The sequence below is a fragment of the Stieleria neptunia genome, from assembly GCF_007754155.1.
Classification (GTDB): Bacteria; Planctomycetota; Planctomycetia; order Pirellulales; family Pirellulaceae; genus Stieleria; species Stieleria neptunia.
On record NZ_CP037423.1, the window covers coordinates 9,607,865 to 9,631,672 of the forward strand.

Consider the following 23,808-nt stretch of genomic DNA (forward strand, 5'->3'; position numbering starts at 1 on the left):
CCGCCGGTCCGATCGTTCGGGATTCCCCTCAACCCGGCGTCAATCGGTTGCCATCAGCCAACCGACGACCAACAGCTTCTATTGACGCGGGGCAACACCGAGGGGACAGCGGGATGAATTCACGGCCGATTCTACTGATGACGTTTGTCGCATTGTTTTCGATGTCGGCGATCGGCTTCATTCAGTTGACGGACTACTCCAGTCGTCCCGGCCGGGCAGGACAGGCACCGCGTCAACTGACCGACCTGGCACTCTTGGAGGCGTCCTGGACGGGCGACGTGCCCGGCATCCCTTTGGGCGAGATGCCGACGCTGCTGGTTTTTTACCACCCCAAATGCCCCTGCACGGCGGCCACGGTGCGGGTTCTGGAACGACTGCAGCCGCGTTTCAAACCGACGCTGCGGATCATCGCGGTTGCGTATTGCCCGCCGGACCAGGACGACGCTTGGATCGAGTCTCGAACCACGACGGCACTTTCCAATCTGACCGGGACGCAGACCGTGATCGACAGGGGCGGCAAGCTGAGTGAACAATTCGGTGCCCTCGTCTCCGGACACCTGCTGCTCTACGGCGCCGACGGCCGGCTGACCTTCAGCGGCGGAATCACCCCCTACCGTGGGCACGAAGGCGATAGCCCCTCGTCGTTGGACTTGCTGCGTCGAATCAATGCCCCCCCAGACGACTGCGGACAATGGGCCGTCTTCGGATGCTCGATCGCCTCCGATTCGGAGACGCAACGGTGAGCGAGACCCGGCGGACGACCGAAAGCACCGACACGCTGTTTAAAGCGCGTTACCAGAAGGAATGTTTACGCGTCAACGGATTCATTCAATGGTTGATGGTCGCCCAGTGGCTGGCCGGCATCGCGTTCGCCGCGTTCTATTCCCCGCTGACCTGGATCGGCAATCATTTCGAATTGCACGTGCACGTTTGGGCCTCCATCCTGATCGGCGGCTCGCTCTCGGGGTTCGCGATCTTGTGGCTGCGCACCTACCCCACCGCCGCCCACTCGCGACACGTCGTGGCGACGACTCAAATGCTTTGGTCGGCGTTGCTGATCCATCTGTCCGGCGGACGCATCGAAACCCATTTCCACGTGTTTGCTTCGCTGGCCATCCTGAGCATCTATCGCGACTGGACGATCTTGATCACCGCAACCGCCGTCATCGCGGTGGATCACTTTGTTCGTGGCGTTTTCTATCCACTTTCGGCCTTCGGGATCGTGACCGAAAGCCCCTACCGCTGGATCGAACACGCACTGTGGGTGCTGTTTGAAGTCGCGTTTTTGGCGCCCGGGTGCCGGCGACTGCGAAAGGAAATCCGCGAGCTTTGCGCGCGGCAGACGGAAATCGAGGAAGCCAAGCGGTCGGTCGATCTGAAGGTCGAAGAACGCACCAAGGATTTGGTCAAGGCAAACCTGCTGTTGGCCATCAAGACGGCTGAAGCGGAAAAACTGGCGTTGGTCGCCAAGTACACCGACAACGCCGTTGCGATCACCGACGGCGATGCCAACGTCGAATGGGTCAACGAAGGCTACACACGGATCACGGGCTTCGAATCCGATGAGATCATCGGTGCTCCGGAGTCGGGATTTCGGTCCGGCGAACAAACCTGCCCCCAGACATTGTCGTCCATGCGTCGTGCCATCGAGGACAAACAGGCATTCAACACAGAAATCATCAGCTACCGGAAAAACGGAACCCCCTTCTGGTTGGCGATCGAACTGCGTCCGATCCCCGGCACCGACGGCACCGCGCAGCGTTTCATCAGCATCCAGAGTGACATCACCGATCGCGTCGAAGCGGAACGGCAAAACAAAGTCCTGCAACAAGAAATCGTCGACGCCTCCCGCCAGGCCGGCATGGCCGAGGTCGCCACGGGGGTCCTTCACAACGTCGGCAACATCCTCAACAGCGTCAACGTTTCCGCGTCGATCATCCAAAAACAGTTCTCCAACAGCGCGCTGCAGAATCTGGAAAAGGCGACCCACCTGATCTCCGAGTACGAATCCTCGTTCGCGGATTTCATTCAAAACGATTCCCGTGGCCAAAAGCTTCCCAAATACCTGGTCGTCGTCTCTCAATCCCTGCGTCACGAGCAGGCATCCGTCGATCGAGAACTCAGCGACCTGACCAAAAACATTGAACACATCAAAGAAATCATCGCCGTGCAACAAACCATGGCAAAAACCTCCGGACTGCAACAAGAACTGCACGCCAGTGACCTGATTCGCGACGTTTTGACGGCCAACAAGGAATCATTGAACAAGCACGCGATCAAAGTCATCGAAGAACTCGCGGCCCCCGATCCGACGATGGTCTCGGACAAACATCGGATCCTGCAAATCCTGATCAACCTGGTGTGCAACGCCAAAGATTCCTTGCTGGAGGCGGGCGTCCCCGATCCGACCATGCTGCTGCGAACGTGGACCGAGCACGATCACGTCTGCTTTGAAGTGGCCGACAACGGCGTCGGAATCCAAGCCGACAACCTCAACAAGATCTTCCAGCACGGGTTCACGACGAAGATCCACGGCCACGGATTCGGTCTGCACAGCAGCGCCAACGCGGCAACCGAAGTCGGCGGACGGCTTTCGGCAACCAGTGCGGGGATCGGGACGGGCGCGCAATTTGTCCTGCGGGTCCCCCTCGACGGGCGAGCAGCTTGCGACAAACGCGATCATCACGAAGAACGTGATGATCATCCGACGAAATGGATTCCTTCCGAATCCGGAGAAACCACATGAGCGTATCCGACACAAAGGTCGAACATCTGTTGGTGATCGACGACAACGAAGCGATCCACAACGACTTCCAAAAGATCTTTGCCGCGTCGCCTGCCCACGACGACTTGATGGCGTTGGACGCGGAGCTATTCGGCGAGGAATCGGAGCCCCAGGCCCCCTCACCAAGCTATGCGTTGAGTTTTGCCAGCCAAGGCCGGCAGGGACTCCAGATCGTCCAACAGGCCAAACAACGGGGCGTCCATTTTGGTGCCGCCTTCGTCGACATGCGCATGCCGCCGGGATGGGACGGCGTTCAAACCATTCAACGACTCTGGGAAGTCGACCCCGACTTGCAAGTCGTGATCTGCACCGCTTTTTCGGACCACAGTTGGAACGAAATTGCCCGACGCCTCGGTCGCACCGACAAACTGTTGGTCCTAAAAAAACCCTTTGATGAAATCGAAGCGGTTCAACTGGCGACGTCGCTTTGCGAAAAACGTCGGCTGTTGGATGACCATCGCCGGTCGTTGAGCGAGTTGACCAAGACGGTCGCGTCACAACAGTCAAAACTCGAGTCGGCCCACCAGAACGCCGAAGTGCTGATCGACTCGATCTCCAGCATCCTGATTTGTCTGGACCGCGACCGTTGTGTCACGCGGTGGAATCCGCATGCCGAAAACACATTCGACATCAAGGCCGACGACGCGATCGGACGCGCGCTGCCGGAGCTGTCCATTGCCTGGTCCGACGCCGCCAAGCTGGAAAGCCTGTTGCGAGCGGATTCATCACAGGCCCCCCAGCACGACGAGATCCAATTCGTTGACCGCTGCGGTGGAAAACGCACGCTGGACATTCGCATCTCTCCGCTGTGCGATGCCGCATCGGCCGCGATGTTGGTCGTCGCAACCGATGTCACCCGACAGCGATTCATCCAGGCACAACTGGACCAGTCACGGCGATTGGAGTCGGTCGGGCAACTGGCCGCCGGCGTCGCGCACGAAATCAATACGCCGATGCAGTACATCGGCGACAACGTCCGCTACGTCGCCAAAACCATCGATCGACTGTCCCAATTGCTCGATTGTCTGCCGGCCTTTGTCGATCAATCCGTCTCCGACGCGGAGTTGATCGAACTCCGCCATGCGATCGATGGATGCGACAACGCCCGCAAAGTCCGCACGGCGCTTGAGCAGGTTCCCGATGCCCTGGTCGATTCGATCGATGGTGTCGAAGCGGTTTCCAAGATCGTTGCGGCGATGAAAGAGTTGTCGCACCCGGGGACCGGCAAGAAAAGCCAGCTTTGCATCAACCACGTGTTGCAGTCGACGATCGCGGTCGCCCGGAACGAGTGGAAGTACGTCGCGGAGATCCAGACCGATCTCGACGATCAGCTGCTTCCCATCGACGGCTTACCGAGTGAATTGAATCAGGCCTTTCTGAACATCATCATCAACGCGTCGCACGCCATCGGCGAGCGTGCCGAACGCCACGAACTGGACAAGGGCGTGATCTCGATTTGCACCCGCGATCTCGGCGACGCCGTCCAGGTCACGATTTCGGACAACGGCGGAGGCATCCCGGCCGCGATCCGCAAACGAGTCTTCGAACCGTTCTTCACGACCAAGGACGTCGGCAAGGGAACCGGCCAAGGCTTGGCGATCGCCCATTCGGTCATCGTCCAAAAACACCGCGGCAAACTTTGGTTCGACGTCGACGACGAGGTCGGCACGACGTTCACGATCCAGATCCCCCGCTGCCCACAAGCGGCCGCCGTGAGCGAATCGATCGGAGCGATGCCATGAAAATCCTGTTGGTTGATGACGAAGAACGTGCCGTCCGTGGCGTTTCGCGGTGGATCGCGGGCGAGATCGGGCAATGGGAGGTCGTCACTGCGGCCTCCGGCGCCGATGCACTGCGACTGTTGGAATCGGGCGATTTCAACGTGATCGTCAGCGAGATGCGAATGACAGGCATGGACGGCGCCGAATTGCTCAGCCTGGTCGAACAACGTCACCCCGATGTGTTCCGAGTCGTCTTGTCGGGCCAGGCGGACCGCAACACCGTGCTCAGTGCCGTCCAGCCGATGCACCAGTTTCTGTCCAAACCCTGCGATCTGAACGTCTTGATCGATGTCATCAAGCGAGCGGAGACCTTTCAAGCGACCATCGCCTCGGCGGCGGTCTTGGATGCGATCGGCCAAGCGAACGGATTGCCATCGGTTCCGGGAATCGTCAGCGAGATCAATGACGCCCTGGCGAGCGAAAATTGGAACACGCAATCGATCGCCAACATCATCAAGAAAGATCCGCTGCTGAGCGCCCGGATTCTGCAGGTCGCCAATTCGGCGATCTTCGCACTGCCACACCCAGTGTTGGACGTGGTGCAAGGCGTGTCGCTGGTCGGTGCCGAAGTGATCCAGGGTCTTGCCTTGTCCCAAGCGATTCAGTTACGCAACGTCAAAGACTCCGCGCTGCTGTCGACCAACGCCCTGTTTGATCATTCGTTTCAGGTTGCCGTCCTGGCGAAGACCTTTTCCCGACACGTCCTCCAGGGCGACGACACCTGCGCCTCGGTGTTCAGCGGTGCCTTGCTGCACGACATCGGAAAACTGATCCTCATGGATGCGTTCCCCGACCAATACTCCAAACTCCTGTCGATCGCCGCCACAGAACACCGCCCGTTGTGGCAACTGGAACTCGACCAACTCGGTGCGTCGCACCAAGGTGTCGGTGCGTACCTGCTGGCGCTCTGGGGCGTGCCGGCCGCGATCGTCGAAATCGTTGCGTCCCACCATAGTTTCGAGGTCTGTTCGCGACGCAACCTCCCCTGCCAAGTCGTCTACGCCGCCAATTGGCTGTGCCACGGCGGCGACGAAGACCTGATCGAGCGTGAACTGGAATCCGCAAATCACAACGAACAAGCCACTCTGTTTGCACAGCACTTGTTGAGCTGGAAGGGCGACGCACTTGAACACGCCGACATGGCATCACCAACAAGGAATCACCGATGAGCAACCAAAAGATCCTGTTCGTTGACGACGATGAAAAACTGCTCGGCGGCATCATGCGCCAACAGGGTGATGAATTTGATCTGACCACCGCGCTCGGTGGCGAAGAAGCGCTTCAATTGATCGAACGACAAGGCCCCTTCGCCGTCGTCGTCTCGGACATGCGAATGCCGGCGATGAACGGCATCGAATTGCTCAAACGTATCCGCGAACGTTCACCCGACACCGTCCGAATCATGTTCACCGGATTCGCCGAACTCGATTCGACCATCGAGGCGATCAACGAAGGGCACATCTTTCGTTTTCTCGCCAAACCCTGCAGTGAGAAGGATCTGGCCGCAGCCCTCAAAGCCGGGCTCCGGCAACACGCCCTGATCGAGGCCGAACGCGAATTGGTCGAAGGCACGCTGCACGGAAGCGTCAAGGTTCTCAGTGAAGTGCTGGCGTTGGTCAGCCCGCTGGCGTTCGGCCAATCCACTCGCGTTCGCGCGATCGTCGACGGGATCTTGAAACGGGTGCCGATCGAAGACCAATGGCAACTGGAAATCGCCGCGATGCTGTCGTCACTCGGTTGTGTCACCGTCCCGACCGATGTGCTGGAAGCGATCTTTGACGGCGCGACCGTTTCGGCGGACGAAGAGAAACAGTTTGCCAAACACCCCAAACTGGCCGCCGACCTGATCAAGACGATTCCGCGGATGGAATACGTCTCCAAAATCATCCAGCTGCAAAATGCCGACCACGGCATGCCCTCGGTCGACGGCGTCCCGGTCCCGATCGAAAGCCGGGTCTTGAAACTGGCGATCGACTTTGACCTGAAAGAACGCTTTTGCGAAAGCCCGCTCCACGCACTCAACGAACTCAGAGAAAACCGACGCGCCTACGAGCCCGAGTTCTTCGCGGCGTTGGAGGACTACGTCAAACGCGAACGGAATTTCAAACATGTCAAACTGAGCGTCCATGAAGTCGTCCAGGGCATGGTGTTGGCCGAAGACATTCGCAACCAGAGCGGGACTCTGCTGATGAGCAAGGGCCATCGCTTGACCGGCTCGGCGATCCGTTTGCTGGAGAACTACTACAAGAAAAAAATCCTCAGCGGACCGCTCAAGGTCATCGTGCGAAGCGAACCGGACGAGGTCGAAAACGCCCCCCCCACGACCGCCGGACAGACGCCCGAAATCCCTCTGCCGTACGTGGACGTCACGTTCGCCGACAGCTGATCTCAATCATCAGCCGCTTGACGCCAGCCCAATGCCATCGACTTTGACACTAGAGGTGTTAGCGGAACGGCGCGAGCCGTCCGGTTGCGCTTCAGAAACACCGTGAAAAACCGGAGGGCTCGCGCCCTACCGCTAACAAATGCTTCACAGCGTTACCTGCGGGGGCCGCGCATCGCCCCGATCACAGCCCGGACGCTGGCGCGAACCGGCTGATCTCAATCGAAAATCCGATGAACTTGGGGAAATCAAAACGTCGGAGCGAACCGGTTGCGGATGCGTTACAATAGACGCCCCGCCTCCGCTTCACCCCGCCCCCCGAAGACTTGGTGCAACCACCGTGCCTTGCTCCAGCCTCAGCCGTGCATTCGTCTTGACGAGCGCCGCCGTGACCTTGGCCTGTTTCAACAACGGCATCAGTCCGGCGGCAGAGCAAGACGCCGAATCGATCGAGTTCTTTGAACGCAAGATTCGTCCGGTTCTGGTCGAACGCTGCTACGAATGCCACTCCTCCGACGCCGACTTGGTCCAAGGCGGGCTCCGCGTCGATGATCCCCAGGCGATGCTCCGCGGCGGCGATTCGGGATCAGCGATCGCGCCCGGCCAGCCGGCCGCCAGTTTGTTGCTCGCCGCGTTGCGTTACGACGGGATGGAAATGCCGCCGGATGAACCGTTGCCGGATGACGTGATCCGCGATTTCGAACGATGGATCGCCTCCGGCGCCGCGATGCCGGATCCACTTCCGACGGACGCCCCGCAGACGGAAACGGTGGACGAGTCGGAAGTCGATTGGGAACGGGCCAGGCAGTTTTGGGCGTTCCAACCGCCCGCCCTGCATCACCCCCATGAGATCGCCGGTCACGATGACGCCGGATCGTCCTGGGCGGCGAACAAATTGGATCGGTTCGTCTTCGCCAGGCTTTCGCAACACGGTCTTTCCCCCAATCCACCGGCATCCAAACGGATCTGGTTGCGGCGTGTCAGTTTCGACCTGACCGGGTTGCCGCCGACGATCGAAGACGTGAAAGCCTTCCAAGCCGATACCAGCCCCCATGCCAAATTCCGTGTCGTCGATCGCTTGTTGGCTTCACCCCAACACGGTGAACGATGGGCTCGAATCTGGCTGGACGTCGCACGTTTTGCCGAAGACCAGGCCCACATCGTTGGCAACAATGATTCGCTGACCTACCCCAACGCCTACCTGTACCGCGATTGGGTCATCCACGCCTTGGCCAGCGACATGCCCTATGACGCTTTTGTCAGGGATCAATTGGCGGCCGATCTGCTCCACCCCGATGCCCCGGAACGCCACGTCGCACTCGGTTTCCTCGGACTCGGCCCCAAGTACTACCGTCGCAACGCCCCGGAAGTGATGGCCGATGAATGGGAAGATCGCATCGACACCGTCTCGCGTGGCTTGCTGGGGCTGACGGTCGCCTGTGCACGCTGCCATGACCACAAATATGATCCCGTGCCGACCGCGGATTACTACGCCCTGGCCGGTGTCTTTGCCAGCACCGAGATGTTCAATCGGCCGCTCGATGAGTCCGTCGAAACCAACGGCGCTCAAGCGAAAAAACCACAAGACGCCGTGCACATTGTCCGCGAAGGAAAACCACAAGATTTGAAGGTGATGATCCGCGGGGACGCCAAGCGTCTGGGTGAAACCGTCCCACGCGGTTTCTTGACCGTGCTGCAGCCCCCCGAGACTGATCCTTCGACAGCCGGCGGATTTGACAACGGCAGCGGCCGGGCGGCGCTGGCCGACGCGATCGCTGATCCGTCCAATCCGCTGACCGCCCGCGTGATCGTCAATCGGGTTTGGCACCAATTGATGGGCGCGCCGATCGTCGCCACACCGAGCAACTTCGGTTCGCTCGGCGGACGTCCCTCCCACCCGTTGCTGCTGGACGACCTGGCGGTTCGATTCATGAATGCCGGATGGTCGCTGAAGTGGTTGCAGCGGGAAATCGTTCTGTCGGCCGCCTACGGGCAAAGCAGCGAAATCGACCCGGCCAAATTCGAGACCGACCCGGACAACACCTGGCGTTGGCGGATGCCGCGACGGCGGTTGACTCTGGAAGCGTATCGCGACGCCATCCTGTCGGCTTCCGGCCGACTGGACGCCACCCTGGGCGGCCGATCGATCGATCCCCAACAGACGTCGTCCGGTCGCCGGACCGTTTACAGCGAAGTCAGTCGATTGGACCTGAGCCCCATGCTGGCGCGGTTTGATTTTCCCGACCCCAATGCGCACAGCCCCGGCCGCCACGAAACCACCACTCCCTTACAGAAACTGTTTCTGCTCAACAGCCCGTTCCTGATCCACCAGGCGTCGATGTTGGCCGACCGAATCCAACTGGCCGGAACGACCGATTCCCAGCGGATCGCGTTCGCCTGGCGGTTGCTCTACGGAAGAGCGCCCAGCGACGACGAACGCGAGCTTGCCAAACGCTACGTCGCCGATGGCAGCCAGGAGCGTTGGAACGGCCTTGCGCAGACGCTGTTGATCAGCAACGAAATGTTCATGTTGGATTGATCATGCACGATTCCTTTTCCCGCCGTCATTTATTTCGCCGCAGCGGCGCCGGCTTTGGTTCGGTCGGATTGATGTCCGCCCTGGCATCCGATCAGATCCTTGCCGGCGATGCATCGGTCAGCGATGGGTTGCACCATCGAGCCCGCGCCAAGCGGGTGATTTTCTTGTTCATGAACGGTGCACCGTCACACGTCGACACGTTTGACCCCAAACCGATGCTGGCCAAACACGCGGGGGAATCGCCGAACGATCATTCGGTCGACAAAAAGAACCGCGCCGGCGGGTACATGCCCTCACCGTTTCAGTTTAGCGCCCATGGCGAAAGTGGCGTCGTGATGAGCGAGCTGTTTCCCAAGCTGGCCGATCATGCCGACGATTTGTGCGTCGTGCGTTCGATGCACACCGATGTCCCCAATCACGAACCCGGTTTGTTGCTGATGCAATCGGGCCACCAACAACCGACGCGTCCCAGCATGGGGTCTTGGTTGTCCTACGGCTTGGGCAGCGAAAACGCGAACCTGCCGTCGTTCATCGCGCTCTCCCCGGGGTTGCCCGTCGTCGGCCCACAACTATGGTCCAACGCGTTCCTGCCCGGTCAACACCAGGGCATCGAGATCGACACGAACCATTCCGATGTCGAAAAACTGATCCACAACATTCGGAACCCGCACCTGTCGCGGTCGGATCAACGCGAGCAGTTGGACCTGCTGCAGAAATTCAACCAGATTCATCGACAGCAACGCCCCGGCGAAGCATCGCTGGAAACACACATTCGATCGATGGAGTTGGCCTTTGAGATGCAGCGTGAAGCGTCCGAGGCGTTTGACCTGGATCGCGAAAGCCAACGGACGCGCCAAGCCTACGGCGATTCGGAGTTCGGCCGCAGCTGCTTACTGGGCAGACGGCTGCTGGAGCGCGGCGTCCGCGTGGTCCAAGTGTTTTATGTCAAAAAGAACAGCAAGCAGCCGTGGGACACCCACCGCAACAACAACTCCGGTCACGAAAAACTCTGTGCCGACGCCGATCAAGTCACCGCGGCGTTGCTGTCGGATTTGAAACGCCGCGGGATGTTGGACGACACGCTGGTGATCTGGGGCGGTGAATTCGGCCGCACGCCGTACGCCCAAGTCGATAAAGACAAAGACCCCAAGAAAGCGGGACGCGACCATCATCACACCGGGTTTTCGATGTGGCTGGCCGGAGGCGGGGTGCGCGGCGGATACACGCACGGGGCGACCGACGATTTCGGGATGCACGCCGTCGAGAAACGGGTCCACGTCCACGACCTGCACGCCACCGTGCTGCACCTGATGGGGATCGATCACACCCGATTGACCTACCGCTACTCCGGACGCGATTTTCGACTGACCGACGTTCACGGCCGTGTCGTCGACGACTGGTTCGCCTGAGCAGCAGGCAGAAAAAACGTGGCGGATGTTGAGCGTGGGATAGGCTTCCAGCCTGTCATTGCAGCGTCGACAGGCTGGAAGCCTATCCCACTTATTGACCGCATTCCGCTCATTCGCCGACGGCCATCGCGGAATAGGTCACCGCTTCTCCGCCGGTGGGGTCCAGCGATGCTTCGGCGTAGGACTCGTCGGTTTCCCAGATCCGGACCTGACAAGCCCGCGCCCCGGTTCCTTCCAGCACTTCTGGGCACATCTCTTCGAGCAAGTACTTGGCCATGTTTTCTGCCGTCGGGTTGTACGGCATCACGAAGAATCGGCAGGGCTTGACCAGTTCGAGTGCCTGCCGGGCGTTGGCGTCGTCCTGGTGGATCAGAAAGCTGTGATCCCAATGCTCATCGATCCAGCCTTTGACACGCTGCTTGAGCACGGAAAAATCGAGAATCCGGCCGACGTCGTCCTGCGTCTCACCCTGGACGAAAAAATCCGCGACGTAGTTGTGGCCGTGGAAGTGCTCGCATTTTCCGCCGTGGCCGAACAATCGATGTCCGGCGCAGAACTTGATGCGACGCATGATGGTCAAAGCCATGGAAAATCTCGCGATTTGGAAAGTCAGGGGATTCGGGCCGATCAGCTTAACACTAACCCGGCAGGAAAGTCTTGCAAGGCGTCAACCTATTCCCGCACGACCATCAACAGCATTTGATTGCCGCGACGGATGGTCACGCGACAGGGCTGATTCTGGCGTTTGTACTCGTCCAGGACCGCCTCCAATTGGCGGGCCGATGCCAGCGGCAAACCTCCCGCCGTCTGGATCACATCGCCGACTTCCAGCCCGTCGCGTTCGGCGATGCTGTTGTCCTTGATGCCGGTGATGATCAGCCCCGACTCCAGGTTGCGGTAGCCATATTTCTGGGCCGTCGCCGGGGTGACCGGCACCAACTCGGCGCCCATCACTTCACCCGATCCGAATTGGGCCATCACCTCTTCGGTGCGTTCCTTCAAATCGACACGGACCTGCAAGGGCTTGCCGTCGCGATTGAGTTCCAGCTGCATTTGTGCTCCCGGCGGGCGGCTGGCGACGTAGTTTCGCATCTGCGCGTGGGTCTTCATCGGACGCCCGTCGATGGCCACCACAACGTCGCCGGGTTGAACCCCTGCCTGATCAGCCGGCATCCCTTCGAGCACCGATTCGATCAGCACACCGCGTTTGGCCTTCAACTGGTAGCCTTCGATCGTCTCCTCGTTGACCGGTCCCAAGCTGGCGCCCAAGAACCCGCGCCGCACGGTTCCGTTTTCGATGATCGAATTCAAAACGGGGGCGGCCAGTGAGACCGGGATGGCGAATCCGATCCCCGCGCTCGATCCGCTGCGGGACATGATGGCGGTGTTGATCCCGACCAGCTCGCCGCGCAAGTTCACCAGCGGGCCGCCGGAGTTTCCGGGGTTGATCGCCGCGTCGGTCTGCAAGAAGTCTTCAAACCCGGCCCCGTCGCCGATGATGCCACGGATCCGGTTTTTCCCGCTGATGATTCCCGCCGTGACGGTTTGGTCGAGCCCAAAGGGGCTGCCGATCGCGACGACCCAATCGCCGACTTGGATCGCGTCGGAGTTGCCCAACGGAGCGGCTTTGAGATCGTTGCGGTCAACCTTGACGACGGCCAGGTCGGTCTGGGGGTCGGTGCCGATGATGCGGCCGGCGGCTTTTTTCCCGTCGGAGAATTCGACCTCCAGCTCGTCGGCGCCTTCGACCACGTGATTGTTGGTCAGGATGTAGCCGTCGCTGCGAACGATCACGCCGCTTCCCATGCCGCTCTCTTCGCGACGTTGCGGCTGGCCTTCGGGGAGATTGAAAAATTGCTCAAACCCCGGCGGCAGCCCCGGCGGAACGCGTTGTCCACGAATGATCTGAGTCGCCTTGGTGTTGATGCTGACGACGCTCGGCCGCATCAAATTGGCAACGTTGCGAAACGCCGTCGACAAGTCTTGTGCGGCACCAAGGTTCTGTCCTTGCAGCGGCGACGCTTGGCCGAACGGACTCGCCGCGGCACCGGATTGCGCCGCGACCACCTCTTGGGCACCCGGGTCATTCCGCATGAACCCCGGTACGGTCATCACCGCGCCGGTGACGAGCGATCCCAAGATCATCGCGCCGAGGGCACCACGGATCGGTTTCCAGGATTGGGGCATTACCGTATTGGGCATCGTTGAGACTCCCTTGTGCATTGATTGTAAAAATTTCGATCTCTGCTGACAGTTTTACACGCCGCAGCCGGCGATCGATCCGATCGCCGCAAGCGATAGAACATGTCCGGGCCGACGGAGAAACCGCCAAAATTCGCCTGCCGCGGGACGCCGTTATCGTAGCGCGCGCGTCGACCGATCGCATCACCGGCTGACAACTTGGCAGGGCCAGTCAGGCGGGAGCAAACAGCAGGCCAATCACCAACCACGGCAGATATTCCGTCGATATTCGTGTTTTCGGGTAGATTGCAAGCCGTTTCCGCGTGCGGCTGGTCTTGGAATTCTGTTACGCTATTCCGTATTGCTGTTTACAGACTGGGGCGGCGGCGGCAAGTACGGTGGCCCCCACGGGACGATCGATTCCGACCAACATCGATTCGGCCTGGAATTGATTCGCAACGATTTACTGGGTGGTTCGTCCGGGATAGGGCGAAGCATCTGACCATGGAACGGGTGGCTCGAATGCGTGACACATTGACGGTGATTTTGGCAGGCGGTCGGGGTTCGCGACTGGAACCCCTGACACGCGACCGCGCGAAACCCGCGGTCCCCTTTGGTGGTCTCTACCGGATCATCGATTTTGTGCTCAGCAATTGTCTCAACAGCGACATGCGGCGGCTGTTGTTGCTGACTCAGTACAAAGCACAATCGCTGGACCGACACATCAACCTGGCTTGGCGGAATTACTTCTGCCGCGAACTCGGCGAGTTCATCGACGTCGTTCCGCCCCAACAGCGGATCGCGGGCAATTGGTATTCCGGGACCGCCGATGCGGTCTACCAAAACATCTACGCGATCGAGCGGGAGCAGCCCGAGCACATCGTCATCTTGGCGGGCGACCACATCTACAAGATGAACTACGGGCCGATGGTCGATCACCACCGCAAGCTGGACGCCGACATCACGATCGGCGCGTTGCGTGTGGGGGTCGACGAGGCGCGGCAATTCGGCGTCATGCAAACCGATCTGGATGGCCGCGTCATCGGATTTCAAGAGAAGCCCGAGAACCCGATCCCGACCCCCGAGGACCCCGAGTTCTGCCTGGCGTCGATGGGGATCTATGTCTTCAACGCCCGGTTCCTGTACGAGCAGTTGTGCGCCGACGCGACGCGAATGGACAGCGATCACGATTTCGGCAAGAACATCATCCCCCGGGCGATCGATTCACACCTGGTGTGCGCGTTTCCATTCCTGGACGAAAACCGCAAGTCCGACGCGTACTGGCGCGACGTCGGGACGATCGACGCGTATTACGAAGCGACGATGGATTTGATCAGCATCGATCCACAGTTGAACTTGTACGACAAGCATTGGCCGGTGCGTGCGTTCCAGCCGATGTTGCCTCCGCCCAAGTTTGTCTTCGGCAGCGAAGGCATCTCGACGCGCCGAGGGACGGCGATGGACTCGTTGGTCTGCCAGGGCGCGATCATCAGCGGCGGCAGCGTCGCCCGCAGCGTGATCGGCCCGGGCGTGCGCATCAACAGTTACTCCTCGGTCGAAGACAGCATCTTGTTTGACGAAGTGAACGTCGGCCGCCGCAGTCGTCTGCGTCGCGTGATCGTCGACAAGGGGGTTTCGATCCCGCCGGAAACCGAGATCGGATTCGACCCGGTCGCCGATGCCGAGCGGGGATTCAAGGTCACCGAAAGCGGCTTGGTCGTGATCAGCCGAGGCGAGCTGATCACACCCCATTGCCCGGCCGAACCGGCGGCGGTGGGACAAGCCGGCGGTTGAAAAGGCGGGGGAGGTTTACAAACCTCCGTTGTCGCAATGGGGCCCGTCGGCCATGATGTGCGTCAAAGCGAACGATTCCTTTCACGCAACCATGGCGAAGCATCGTGCCCTATACACCGCCCAGCGAAACGCCGGATTCGAACACGCCCTTGGACGATCAACAGGGTTGGCAAACCACGCCGTACCCGATCACGACGATGCCCCCGGGGATCCCCTACATCGTCGGCAACGAAGCGGCCGAGCGGTTCAGCTTCTACGGCATGAAGGCGATCCTGACCGTCTTCATGACCCAATATCTGATCGGCAGCGGCGGCAGCGTCGATCCGATGAGCGACAACGATGCCAAGTTCTGGGTCCACACCTTTGTGATGGCCGCCTACTTCACGCCGCTGCTGGGTGCCTTCCTGGCCGACTGGCTGTTCGGAAAATACAAAACCATTCTCTATCTCTCGGTGCTGTACTGTTTCGGGCACCTGGCGTTGGCCCTGGACGAAACCCGCATGGGGCTGGCCATCGGACTGAGCCTGATCGCGCTGGGCACCGGTGCCATCAAGCCCTGTGTTTCCGCCCACGTCGGTGATCAATTCGGAACCAAGAATTCTCACCTGCTGAGCAAGGTGTTCGGCTGGTTCTACGTCGCGATCAATCTGGGCGCGTTCGCCTCCACCGTTTTGACGCCCTGGTTGTTGGACCGCTTCGGACCGCAAATCGCGTTCGGCGTGCCGGGCGTTTTGATGGCGATCGCGACGTTGTTGTTTTGGATGGGACGCAACAAGTTCGTTCATATTCCGCCGCGGGGTCCCCAAGTCTTTCGCGACGCATTCACCGGCGAAGGCGGTCGGGCGCTGCTTCGCCTGGCCCCGATCTACGTGCTGGTCGCGGTGTTTTGGAGCCTGTTTGACCAGACGGCCAGCGCCTGGGTTTTGCAGGCCGAAAACATGGACCGAACGGTGATGGGCGTCGAACTGTTGTCCAGCCAAATCCAAGCCGCCAACCCGTTCCTGATTCTGATTCTGGTGCCGCTGTTCAGCTATGCCGTCTATCCCGCGATCAGCAAGGTCTTTCCGCTCACCCCGCTCCGTAAAATCACGATCGGGATGTTTGTCACCGTGTTTGCATTCTCGATCAGCGCCTTGATCGAAACCTCGATTCAGAACGGTGGGACGCCGAGTATTTCCTGGCAAGTGTTGGCGTACGTCCTGTTGACCGCTGCCGAAGTCATGGTCTCCATCACGTGCCTGGAATTCAGCTACACCCAAGCGCCCAACAGCATGAAAAGTATCGTGATGAGCTTTTATATGTTGTCGGTGTCGCTGGGTAATTTCATCACCGCCGGCGTCAATGCCATCATCAGCAACGCCGACGGAACGTCCAAGTTGCCCGGCGCGTCCTACTACTGGTTCTTCACCGGATTGATGCTCGTCGCCGCCGTGATCTTTATCGCCGTCGCAGTGACCTATCGCGGAAAGCAGTACATCCAAGAATCCGAAGTCGAAGCGGAATCGGAAGCCGAAGGAACCGCGTAGGTTTTTCGCGGCGACCCGCTGCGATCCCTCCGGGACGTCGATTCTTTATCGCAGGATTTGGCAACTGATTTAGTTTCTCTCCCTCTGGGAGAGACGGCGTTTGCGCAGCAAGCAAACGCCAGAGAGGGCCGACGCTGCGCTGACCTCTGGCTACTGGCCATGCTCCCGGCGGGATCAATCGGGCGTTCCAGACGCGGCACGGCCGCGGGGGCTGGACCCCGAATGGGGTCGAAGCGCGTAGCCGGAGGTGAGCGCAGCGACACCTCCGGAAATCCCCACCCCACCAACCACGACCCGGACGGGGTCGCAGCCAATCACGTCAGGTACTTCGGATCGTACTGAACACCCGCGCGATCCAACATCTCCATTAACTCCTCTTGAAACGTGCGTTTGCGATGGTGTTCACGCTGCCGCGCAATATATCCCTTCACCTTGGATCGCTCGGTCACGCTGACCGAAAACACCGCGTAACCTTCTTGCCAGGCAAAGTCCTTCATGCCGACGTCCGAGTGAACCCACGCCGACGACGCTTTTTTGAGTTCCCGCATCGTATCGCTGATTGCGCGAGAGGGTTTGAAACCGATCAGCAAATGCACGTGGTCTTCGACACCGCCGATCCCTTGGGGTGCCAAATTCAACCCGCGAAGGGTTCCTCCCAGGTATTCGTAAAGGCGTTCTTCCCAGGAACGGTGAATCCATTTCATGCGGTACTTGGTGCTAAAGGTGACGTGAAGGTGAATGCTATGGAACGTGGACATGGTTGCTCCTTCGAGGGAGTTAGGATTGGAGGTGGAAATGCTGCGATCCCTCCGGGATCGATTGGACGCGCGAGGGCGCGTCGGCACCGGAGGTGGCGCTGCGCTGACCTCCGGCTACTGGCTGCGATCCCGTCGGGATCGGTTGGACGCGTGAGGGCGCGTCGGCACCGGAGGTGGCGCTACGCTGACCTCCGGCTACTGGCTGTGATCCCGTCGGGATCGGTTGGACGCGTGAGGGCGCGTCGGCACCGGAGGTGGCGCTACGCTGACCTCCGGCTACTGGCTGTGATCCCGTCGGGATCGGTTGGACGCGTGAGGGCGCGTCGGCACCGGAGGTGGCGCTGCGCTGACCTCCGGCTACTGGCTGTGATCCCGTCGGGATCGGTTGGACGCGTGAGGGCGCGTCGGCACCGGAGGTGGCGCTGCGCTGACCTCTGGCTACTGGCCATGCTCCCGTCGGGATCAATCGGGCGTTCCAGACGCGGCACGGCCGCGGGGGCTGGACCCCGAATGGGGTCGAAGCGCGTAGCCGGAGGTGAGCGCAGCGACACCTCCGGAAATCCCCACCCCACCAACCACGACCCGGACGGGGTCGCAGCCAATCACGTCAGGAGCTCCGGATCGCGCCGGACACCGGAGCGCTAGCCAAGCGCGAGGACGACCACCGTCACGGCATCCGGATCCGGCATGAATTCGTATCCCGACTGCAGCGAATCATCGGGCGATCCCACGACCCACACCGTGTCGGTTTGATCCGCCATCTCCCCGGCAGCGGAATTGGCATATCCGACCGACGACTCGGCGACACCGCCGGCAACCGTCCAATCATCGGCTGCCTCTGATTCACCGCATGCTTCGAAACGAGCCGACTCCAGATTCGAAGCCTCGCGGCGCAGCACCTCGAGCTCCGCCATCGCCTCTCCCAGGGCCGTCAGCGCGTCGTCGTGATCACCGGCCAACAACATTTCTTGAGCAAGCTTTAGCTTCGTCGTTGTCGCGTTGATCTCGGCTTGGATCATCGACATCACTTCGCGGCGTACCACGGCCCAAAACGCTTCGCGGGCCGCCGCCTCATTCCCGCGAGGTCGCATCTCATGCCTGACGACACGAATGTGTTGGGGTGCGTCGATGGCAAGGGTCGCGCGCGAACGCGTCAGCCGGACCACCTCGACCGAAACTCCCAACCCAAGAAGATCGATCCGTTCATTTTCACGACGAGAGAGCACAAGCATGGATTTCTCCATTCATGTTGACACCGCGAAAACGATCCTTTCGTCGCCGCAGTGGATCAATGATGAAGCACTCATGCTTCGGTTTCCCCAAAACATAACGCAACCGCTAAAATACGAAAACAGCAGAATCTGAACCAGATTCGCCCGGCCGCGTAGAACCAAAGTCTCTTCTCGCATCCACATCAATCGGCAGCCCCGAGGATCACGTGGAACCGAACGCACACCCCAACCGATCTGGGCGACTGATCAGGGTCCTGTTTTGGGGCGGTGTGATCGTTTCGGCAAAGGTGTTCCTGTCGATTCTGTACCAATACCGCTGGTACTTTCCACCGGATTTCGATGCCTCGCCGTTTCTCGCCGGCCGCCGATTCAGCTTCGCCGGCCTCTATCGCTGGGCCTTCTATTTGCACGTCTTCGCCGGACCGGTCGCATTGATCCTTGGCACGTTCTTGCTTTTCAGCGGCGGAAAGCCACGTTGGCAGCGCATCCATCGCAAGGTCGGCAAGACACAATGCGCCCTGATCGGATTGATGGTCGTCCCGAGCGGTTTGGTGATGTCGCTGCAAGCGTACGCCGGACCGATCGCCCAACTCGGCTTTGTCGTCCAGTCGATCCTGACCGGCGTGACGATCCTTGTGGCGGTCTCGTTCGCCCGCGCCGGCAACCTCGTGGCCCACCGTCGCTGGGCAAACCGTTGTTACCTGCTACTTTGGTCACCGCTGTTGTTGCGCGTCGTCGCGGGATTGATGATCGTTTCAAACCTGGAATCGGAATGGACGTACCGCTTGAACGCCTGGCTCAGCTGGCTCGTCCCGCTGGCGGTGTATGAATGGGTTTTGATGTCCTCCAAGGCCGACATGCGATCGCGCCCTGCAGCCCCCCGCTTTCTCTTCGCACGCACGAAAATCCCAACGCAGGCCGAAAACAGGAGCCCAGCATGAACCAACAAACAAGACCATTCGGATTGACGCTGATCGAATTGCTGGTCGTGATCGTGGTCCTGGGCGTCTTGGTCGGATTGATGTTGCCCAATGTGCGAAGCTCGCGTGAAGCGGCGCGGCGGATGAGTTGTTCCAACAACATCAAACAAGTCGGCCTGGCGTTTCACAACTACCATTCGGCCAACGATCAACTGCCCCTGCAGATGGGCGGAACCTTCGACCCGTCCTCCGATTCCGGCGGCACGTCCGCCCCCGGCAATAACCGCTACCGTTTGAGCGCGTTGGTCGGATTGCTGCCGTTCCTGGAACAGCAAAACATTTGGCAAGCGATTGTCGATGGAGAATCGGCGTCCAACAACACGACGTACGCGCCGATGGGGCCGGCGCCTTGGACGCGTGGTTTCCATCCATGGCAAACGGAGTTTCCGGTCTTTCGCTGCCCCTCCGATCCGGGCCTGGGCATGCCCGCTCACGGCCGCGCCAATCTGGCCGTCTGCTTGGGTGACGCGACCGCGGCAATGAACACCGGACCGGTCCGCTGGAGCCAAGACGCGCAAGCCTGGGTCACCGATCGCAGCGACGAAGTGGCCGCGTCCGGTCGCGGGGCGTTCGTTCCCAGACAGGTGACGCGTTGGCGTGACATCCACGACGGGTTGAGCAATACGATCCTGGCCGGGGAGATTTCCACCGATCTTGATGACGGTGACATTCGAACCTCAGGATCGTTGCTGAATGATTGGACCAAGATTCACGACATCCCCACGCTTTGCAACCACCAAATTGATTCGCAGCGACCGATGTTCTGGTCACAGGCCGACGACAGCCCCCAAAGCCTGGGCAGCGAGGACCAGAAACGCGGCTTTCGCTGGGCCGACGGCGCGGCGTTGTACACCGGGTTCAATACGATCCTGCCCCCGAACCGAGAGGTCTGTCTGGCCGGAGGTGAATCCGGCATCGGCATGCTGCCCCCGTCGAGTCGTCACCAGGGCGGAACGCACGTGTTGATGGCCGACGGAGCGGTGATCTTTATGACCGATTCGGTCGACAGCGGAGATTCGAACATCGGTACCGTCGTCCGCGGCGGAACCGGTCCGCGCGCCCCCGGCAGCCACAGCCCGTACGGCCTGTGGGGGGCACTGGGAACGCGTGCTCAAGGCGACGTGATCGAAGAGCAACTGAATCAGTAGCATGGTCTCGATCGCTGATTCAGCCGATCGAGGTGTAGCCCAGGCTGTGCCTGACGGCCGCCCGCATGCACAGCATGCCCTACTGGTCCATCTAGCGATCGATGATTCGCAAGGTATGGACCGAATGCTAATTCACTGGTTGAGCCGATCGAGCAGTCGTTGGATTTTCCAGTGCGTCATCGTCGTCGTTGAAACCACGATCCAATGACGGTCGCGAATGGTCACGCCGACAGTCGTGGAGTTTCCGCCGAGTGCTTCCCAGGTATCGGGGGCGACGCTGGTTTCGAGAATATTGATCAGTGAGTCGAAGTCGGCATAAGCTTCACTAACACCATGAGTTGCATGGCTGGCGCCCCAAGACGCATGAGCCCTCATGCTGATCAGTGGCGTCACATCATAGATCCTCGTCGCCAAGTCGTCTTCGGCGGCCTCAACCGTGGTGATCACCACCTGGCCGCGAACGATCATCAGCGTTAAATACAAGTCTTTCAGACGGCTCAACACATCGACGACCAAACTGGGACGGCCATCGATCACCGCAGCTTCATCGCGCTGCCACCATCGCTCCCGCTCGCCGCGCCGTGATTGTGAATCGGCGTGCTGGTGAGTCATCACTCCTGCGCCGATTGGGGAATCCGGATCGATGCCGATCTCTTCCAATGCCCTTCGGTCAAGCAACACGGGAACCTGCTCACTGAGCTCCGCAGCCATGTTGCTAAGCGACATGCCGGGTACCCAATGAAACGGTGACTCCTTCATCAACGCGACGGCCAGCGCCCGTTCCTGCTTTGCGGTCATCAACGGATCACATGGAAACGAAACCACCGGCCCGCCAGACTTGGTGACGGCCGAGCGAGAAATCTCATCGCTCACCCCGGGGCTGAGCCAATGATGTGACTTGCCTGACGTCTGGGCGGACAGCAGACTTGCCGACATAAGCAGCAGAAACGACACGGCGATGAATCTCATGAACAGGGTGCTCCGCTTGTGGGGTAAGCATCTTGCTTGCCAAGATCGTACCCATTGGGGATCGCAAGCTGGAAGCTTATGCCACTGCACTTGGCATGCCGAATGCATCATTGCCCCGGTGCACGCAAGATCGGGAGACAAGCGTCTGATTTTGCGTCGCAGTCAATCATGCGACTGTAGCGTTTTGCTACAGCAGGCCACTCAACGAGGTTGGAACATGCGAGCGATCATTGGAATCTTAAACGACGCCTTCTCCTTTCGCAGGATCATGTTCACATCGAGTGCGGCGTTGCTACTGGCCGGTGGTTGTGTTTCCGCGCAAGAGCCGAACACCGTGCTCGACGTAGACAGTCCCATCACCGCGGTCACCGTCTTTCGTCGCCAAGCCAATGTCGTGCGCGAGATCAACGTGCGACCCGCGGCGGAAGGTCAATTGATACGCATCACGGGACTGCCGGAAACCATCCGCGATCAATCGGTTCGCTGGGAATCCGACGCCGAAATCACGGTCCGTTCGTTGCGTGTCACGCCGCACCAAATCCCCCCGGACGATGCAAAGCGACGGGCGCGGGAGGAAGAACGGGGCAGACAAAACCAAGCCCTGCAAGACGCGGCCCATGAAGTCGCCGTCATCGAGCAAGACCTGGAAACGATTGAGGATTTGGTCACGTTTTCGTCCGCCCAGACCAACGACGATCTCAGGCAATCTGAACTGAAAGTGGATTCGGTCACGGCGATCGCGGATTTCGTCATGCAGCGTCGACGAGCGCTCGCCAAAGAACTGCATGTCGCGCGACGGGAGTTACAGACGTTGCAGAATCAGATGGAAGAATCGATGCGTCAAACGCAACAGAAGACCGATTCAAAACCCGCATCAACGTTTGATGCAACGTTGATGGTCGACGCACCACGCGGCGGGTTGCTGCGGTTGAGCTACTGGGTGGACGAGGTTTCTTGGGAACCGCAATACACCATCCACGCAACCGCCCGGCAAGAAGACGCCGATGCGTTTGTCGTTCAACTGGACGGGACCGTGACGCAGCACAGTGGCGAAGACTGGCGCGGCGTCCGACTGGCTTTCTGCACCGGTGTGCCCAACCTGCAAGCCGCCACGCCGCTGCTGGTTCCGCTCCGCGTTTCGGTCAATCAGGCGTCCGGCAAAGGCACCGATCCGATGGCCGGCTATGCCAAATCGCGGCAGTCGGCGGGCACCGCACCGGCCTGGGAAGATCCGGCATTGTGGCAACGCAACCTTGCCTTGAACACCGAAGCGGCGGGCCGACAGGTTTACGAGATCAACCGGCGGCAGAGCGTGCAGCGGGAGATGGCCGATGACGCGAACAATAACTTGACCGACGAAACCTATCGCGTCGCCGGACGGATCGACGTGGCCGACCAGACCGCCGACCAGGCGATCACGATCCTGCGTTGGAATATCGAAAGCCCGATCTATCGCGTCGTCACACCGCTGCTAAGCAGTTTCGCCTACCGCGAGGCGGCGTTGGAAAACGAAACCGGCCAAAGTCTGGTCGGCGGTGACGCCACCGTCTTTCTCGACGGGCGATTCGTCGGACGAACCACGCTGCCTCCGACCGCCGCAGGAGGCGAGTTTGCCGTCGGCTTGGGGGCCGATCGTCAAGTCCGCACACGTCGCGAATTACTCGCCCGCAACGAGTCCATCCAGGGCGGAAACCGGTTGTCGAAACTCGACTATCGGCTCGTCATCTCCAACTACCACCCCGAAGCGATCGAAATTCAGTTGTATGATCGGATTCCGATCACCAGCGATTCGGGAACGGTTAACGTCGTCACCGATTCCACTTCACTGGGAAACTTGTCCACGGACGCCAAGTACCTGAGGATGCAGCGTCCGACGGGCATCTTGCGTTGGGATTTGACGATCCCCGCCAAACGCTTCGGCAGCACCGCCTATGACCATCACTACGACTACACGATCGAAATGGACCGGACACAATCGATCGTCAGCAACGACGTCGAACAGCAGATGCGCAACGACCTCCGGTTCAATCGCTCCGGCGGCGGCGGAATGGGAGGCGGCTTCGGCGGAGGCATGGGAGGAGCCATGGGAGGCGGCGGCTCGTTTTGAGGACGCACTTGTTCCGTCGTGGATCAAGGATCACTCGGCTCGGTTCGCCAAAGGCGATCAACAACATAGCCTGGGGTGAGACCGGATGAGCCCCAGCGAATCCGGGCGTAACCCCAGGTCCACGATCCAACGAAAACCCTCCCCCTTTCGATCGGCCGGCGGCAGAGCCGCCGGCCGATCGAAAGGGGGAGAGAGCGGGTTTGGCTTTCTTTCCCT

Annotated in this window: 18 protein-coding genes; 13 read left to right on the forward strand and 5 right to left on the reverse strand. The window is 60.2% G+C overall.

Going from position 1 to position 23,808, the window contains the following annotated elements:
- Positions 1-113 precede the first annotated feature (113 nt).
- The 7 genes from Enr13x_RS33465 (at position 114) to Enr13x_RS33495 (ending at position 10,897) form a co-directional block, all read left to right on the forward strand.
- Positions 114-743, forward strand: a complete 630-nt coding sequence (locus tag Enr13x_RS33465) for a RedB (protein WP_145391213.1) — start codon at positions 114-116, stop codon at positions 741-743.
- The gene (locus tag Enr13x_RS33470) at positions 740-2,746 is read left to right on the forward strand and encodes an ATP-binding protein (RefSeq protein WP_231743932.1); all 2,007 of its coding nucleotides are present in this window, start codon (positions 740-742) and stop codon (positions 2,744-2,746) included. Before Enr13x_RS33465 ends, Enr13x_RS33470 begins: the two co-directional genes overlap by 4 nt.
- Positions 2,743-4,527, forward strand: coding sequence for a hybrid sensor histidine kinase/response regulator (locus Enr13x_RS33475; RefSeq protein ID WP_197455547.1), 1,785 nt, complete (start codon positions 2,743-2,745; stop codon positions 4,525-4,527). The genes Enr13x_RS33470 and Enr13x_RS33475 overlap by 4 nt, the downstream gene beginning before the upstream one ends.
- A complete protein-coding gene (locus Enr13x_RS33480; protein WP_145391216.1) occupies positions 4,524-5,735 on the forward strand; it encodes a response regulator in 1,212 nt (403 codons plus the stop codon). Before Enr13x_RS33475 ends, Enr13x_RS33480 begins: the two co-directional genes overlap by 4 nt.
- Positions 5,732-6,952, forward strand: a complete 1,221-nt coding sequence (locus tag Enr13x_RS33485; RefSeq protein ID WP_145391217.1) for an HD domain-containing phosphohydrolase — start codon at positions 5,732-5,734, stop codon at positions 6,950-6,952. The genes Enr13x_RS33480 and Enr13x_RS33485 overlap by 4 nt, the downstream gene beginning before the upstream one ends.
- A gap of 337 nt (positions 6,953-7,289) precedes the next feature.
- Complete coding sequence (locus Enr13x_RS33490) at positions 7,290-9,488, forward strand: PSD1 and planctomycete cytochrome C domain-containing protein (protein ID WP_197455548.1); 2,199 nt, start codon at positions 7,290-7,292, stop codon at positions 9,486-9,488.
- A 2-nt stretch (positions 9,489-9,490) separates the two neighbouring features.
- A complete protein-coding gene (locus Enr13x_RS33495) occupies positions 9,491-10,897 on the forward strand; it encodes a DUF1501 domain-containing protein (protein WP_145391219.1) in 1,407 nt (468 codons plus the stop codon).
- Between the two features lie 109 nt (positions 10,898-11,006).
- Here Enr13x_RS33495 and Enr13x_RS33500 read toward each other — a convergent pair whose 3' ends face one another.
- Both Enr13x_RS33500 and Enr13x_RS33505 read right to left on the reverse strand, forming a co-directional pair.
- Positions 11,007-11,483, reverse strand: coding sequence for a 6-pyruvoyl trahydropterin synthase family protein (locus tag Enr13x_RS33500; protein ID WP_145391220.1), 477 nt, complete (start codon positions 11,481-11,483; stop codon positions 11,007-11,009).
- 86 nt (positions 11,484-11,569) lie between these two features.
- Complete coding sequence (locus tag Enr13x_RS33505; protein WP_231743933.1) at positions 11,570-13,099, reverse strand: Do family serine endopeptidase; 1,530 nt, start codon at positions 13,097-13,099, stop codon at positions 11,570-11,572.
- Positions 13,100-13,439: 340 nt separating this feature from the next.
- Here Enr13x_RS33505 and Enr13x_RS38565 point away from each other — a divergent pair, with 340 nt between their 5' ends.
- The 3 genes from Enr13x_RS38565 (at position 13,440) to Enr13x_RS33515 (ending at position 16,398) form a co-directional block, all read left to right on the forward strand.
- The gene (locus Enr13x_RS38565) at positions 13,440-13,580 is read left to right on the forward strand and encodes a hypothetical protein (RefSeq protein WP_197455549.1); all 141 of its coding nucleotides are present in this window, start codon (positions 13,440-13,442) and stop codon (positions 13,578-13,580) included.
- Between the two features lie 2 nt (positions 13,581-13,582).
- Positions 13,583-14,872 (forward strand): glucose-1-phosphate adenylyltransferase, encoded by a 1,290-nt coding sequence (gene glgC, locus Enr13x_RS33510; RefSeq protein WP_145391221.1) that lies wholly within the window; start codon positions 13,583-13,585, stop codon positions 14,870-14,872.
- A 104-nt stretch (positions 14,873-14,976) separates the two neighbouring features.
- On the forward strand, positions 14,977-16,398 hold the full coding sequence (locus Enr13x_RS33515) for a POT family MFS transporter (RefSeq protein WP_231743935.1): 1,422 nt from the start codon (positions 14,977-14,979) through the stop codon (positions 16,396-16,398).
- A 314-nt stretch (positions 16,399-16,712) separates the two neighbouring features.
- On the opposite strand, the gene tnpA is transcribed toward Enr13x_RS33515, so the two are convergent.
- Positions 16,713-17,156 carry an IS200/IS605 family transposase gene (tnpA, locus tag Enr13x_RS33520; RefSeq protein ID WP_145391222.1) on the reverse strand — a complete coding sequence of 148 codons (444 nt, stop codon included), beginning with the start codon at positions 17,154-17,156 and terminating at the stop codon, positions 16,713-16,715.
- A gap of 641 nt (positions 17,157-17,797) precedes the next feature.
- Entirely contained in the window at positions 17,798-18,388 is a 591-nt protein-coding gene (locus tag Enr13x_RS33525) for a carbon storage regulator (protein ID WP_197455550.1), read from the reverse strand.
- Positions 18,389-18,594: 206 nt separating this feature from the next.
- Here Enr13x_RS33525 and Enr13x_RS33530 point away from each other — a divergent pair, with 206 nt between their 5' ends.
- Entirely contained in the window at positions 18,595-19,329 is a 735-nt protein-coding gene (locus Enr13x_RS33530) for a DUF2306 domain-containing protein (RefSeq protein ID WP_197455551.1), read from the forward strand.
- On the forward strand, positions 19,326-20,516 hold the full coding sequence (locus Enr13x_RS33535) for a DUF1559 domain-containing protein (protein WP_145391225.1): 1,191 nt from the start codon (positions 19,326-19,328) through the stop codon (positions 20,514-20,516). The genes Enr13x_RS33530 and Enr13x_RS33535 overlap by 4 nt, the downstream gene beginning before the upstream one ends.
- Positions 20,517-20,648: 132 nt before the next feature.
- Here Enr13x_RS33535 and Enr13x_RS33540 read toward each other — a convergent pair whose 3' ends face one another.
- Complete coding sequence (locus Enr13x_RS33540) at positions 20,649-21,485, reverse strand: hypothetical protein (RefSeq protein WP_145391226.1); 837 nt, start codon at positions 21,483-21,485, stop codon at positions 20,649-20,651.
- Positions 21,486-21,702: 217 nt separating this feature from the next.
- On the opposite strand from Enr13x_RS33540, the gene Enr13x_RS33545 reads away from it, so the two are divergent.
- Positions 21,703-23,592: a DUF4139 domain-containing protein gene (locus Enr13x_RS33545; protein WP_197455552.1), complete on the forward strand. Its 1,890-nt coding sequence runs from the start codon at positions 21,703-21,705 to the stop codon at positions 23,590-23,592.
- The last annotated feature ends 216 nt before the right edge of the window (positions 23,593-23,808 follow it).

Excerpts from the sequence above, each read along its gene's own strand:
- Enr13x_RS33500 (WP_145391220.1), bottom strand. The coding sequence starts at position 11,483 with ATGGCTTTGACCATCATGCGTCGCATCAAGTTCTGCGCCGGACATCGA.
- glgC (WP_145391221.1), top strand. The coding sequence starts at position 13,583 with ATGGAACGGGTGGCTCGAATGCGTGACACATTGACGGTGATTTTGGCA.
- Enr13x_RS33485 (WP_145391217.1), top strand. The coding sequence starts at position 5,732 with ATGAGCAACCAAAAGATCCTGTTCGTTGACGACGATGAAAAACTGCTC.
- Enr13x_RS33505 (WP_231743933.1), bottom strand. The coding sequence starts at position 13,099 with ATGCCCAATACGGTAATGCCCCAATCCTGGAAACCGATCCGTGGTGCC.
- Enr13x_RS33465 (WP_145391213.1), top strand. The coding sequence starts at position 114 with ATGAATTCACGGCCGATTCTACTGATGACGTTTGTCGCATTGTTTTCG.
- Enr13x_RS33545 (WP_197455552.1), top strand. The coding sequence starts at position 21,703 with ATGCGAGCGATCATTGGAATCTTAAACGACGCCTTCTCCTTTCGCAGG.
- tnpA (WP_145391222.1), bottom strand. The coding sequence starts at position 17,156 with ATGTCCACGTTCCATAGCATTCACCTTCACGTCACCTTTAGCACCAAG.
- Enr13x_RS33480 (WP_145391216.1), top strand. The coding sequence starts at position 4,524 with ATGAAAATCCTGTTGGTTGATGACGAAGAACGTGCCGTCCGTGGCGTT.
- Enr13x_RS33475 (WP_197455547.1), top strand. The coding sequence starts at position 2,743 with ATGAGCGTATCCGACACAAAGGTCGAACATCTGTTGGTGATCGACGAC.
- Enr13x_RS33540 (WP_145391226.1), bottom strand. The coding sequence starts at position 21,485 with ATGAGATTCATCGCCGTGTCGTTTCTGCTGCTTATGTCGGCAAGTCTG.
- Enr13x_RS33495 (WP_145391219.1), top strand. The coding sequence starts at position 9,491 with ATGCACGATTCCTTTTCCCGCCGTCATTTATTTCGCCGCAGCGGCGCC.
- Enr13x_RS33535 (WP_145391225.1), top strand. The coding sequence starts at position 19,326 with ATGAACCAACAAACAAGACCATTCGGATTGACGCTGATCGAATTGCTG.
- Enr13x_RS33525 (WP_197455550.1), bottom strand. The coding sequence starts at position 18,388 with ATGCTTGTGCTCTCTCGTCGTGAAAATGAACGGATCGATCTTCTTGGG.